This is a genomic window from Roseovarius sp. MBR-78, assembly GCF_040547535.1.
Classification (GTDB): domain Bacteria; phylum Pseudomonadota; class Alphaproteobacteria; order Rhodobacterales; family Rhodobacteraceae; genus Roseovarius.
The window spans coordinates 1-1,361 of record NZ_JBEPPX010000077.1 but is presented as its reverse complement, the minus strand read 5'-3'; the positions used below and the strand labels follow the sequence as shown (position 1 = coordinate 1,361).

The window sequence follows — 1,361 nt, the reverse complement described above, 5'->3', positions numbered from 1 at the left end:
GAGCTATGCCCGAAAGTTGGTGACTGCGTGATCAGGCGGCAGTTTGAAGTTGCTTGATCCCGTCCTTGAAGGCAATCCCTTGGATGATCTCGGGTAGCTGGTTGGCACCGTCGAGTTTTCGCCATTTCGCCTGTGCTGACATCATCAGGCGGAAGGCCATGGCCAGCCCAGTCTTTCGGCTCAGGCAGCCCTTGGTTCTGCCGGTGCGGTGACGGACGGTGGCGAAGGTGCTCTCAATCGGGTTCGAGGTGCGAATGTGTTTCCAGTGCTCAGCCGGGAAGTCGTAGAAGCTGAGCAGCACCTCTCGGTCCTTGACCAGTTTGGCGACCGCCTTGTCGTATTTCACGCCATATGTCCCGATGAAGAAATCGAAGGCGGCTTCGGCCTTGGCCTTGGTCTCGGCCTGCCAGATGTCGTGCAATTGGAGGGGATCATGATTTTTTCCGGGGGAAGAAATCACCCGACAATGCCCTTGGCATTGGCCTGTACGGATTTCGGCATCGCGTTGAGGACATTGCCGGTCTTGTGGTCCGGGGCTCCGCCCGTTCGAGGCTGAATTGGTCCCCCGGACCAATTCCGGGACGCCTCTCACCCCAACAGCGTTGCTCGCGGGTGCTGCCGAACACCTCGCGCAGCGCCGCCCAGAACCCGAGTGCTCCGTCTCCGATGGCCAGTTCCGGGGCGCGGGTGAGGCCACGGCGCTTCAGATCGAGCAGCAGCTCGCGCCAGCTCTGCGTGCTTTCGCGGTAGCCGTCGGTAAGGCCCAGAACCTCCTTGCGGCCCCATTCGTCGGCCCCGATCACGACCAGAACGCATTGCGTTTTCTCGGCCATGCGCGGCTGGAAGTAGACACCATCGGCCCAGATGTAGACAATGCGCCGGGTCCCGAGATCGCGGCGCTGCCAGCGCCTCCTGGAAATCGCCGCTGGAGATGCCCTTGAGGTAAAGCCACGGCAGCAGGTCCTCGACCGACTTCGCCTTGCGCAGATAGGGCGGCAGGATGGAGGACGCGAACCAGACCTTCTCGGCCCCGACGGCTCGGTCGCGCACCCTGGGCACCTTCACCGGCACCGGGCCGATCCCGGTCATCACCTCGCGCTCCGCCAGATATCCATGGCGCATGAGGCGGGACCGGCCATCTTCGGTCTTGTCGTCGGCATGGGCGGCAAGCAGAGTTGACAGCTCTGCGTCCACCGCCTGCTCGATCAAACGCCGTGCGCCCGAGCGCAATATATCCGTCAACGGGTCAGGTGAAAATCCCGATGGATCAGGCAGCGGCGTGATGGTAATCTTCGTCATGTGGCATATCCCTTTCTCTCCAGAGAATTGACGGCGCGTGAACACCGCCATGATATGCCGCC

Annotated in this window: 1 pseudogene; it reads right to left on the bottom strand. The window is 62.1% G+C overall.

Annotated features, from left to right (window positions below):
* Nucleotides 1-31: 31 nt before the first annotated feature.
* Nucleotides 32-1,299 (bottom strand): annotated as a pseudogene (locus ABIE58_RS20235) (transposase).
* Nucleotides 1,300-1,361 lie beyond the last annotated feature (62 nt).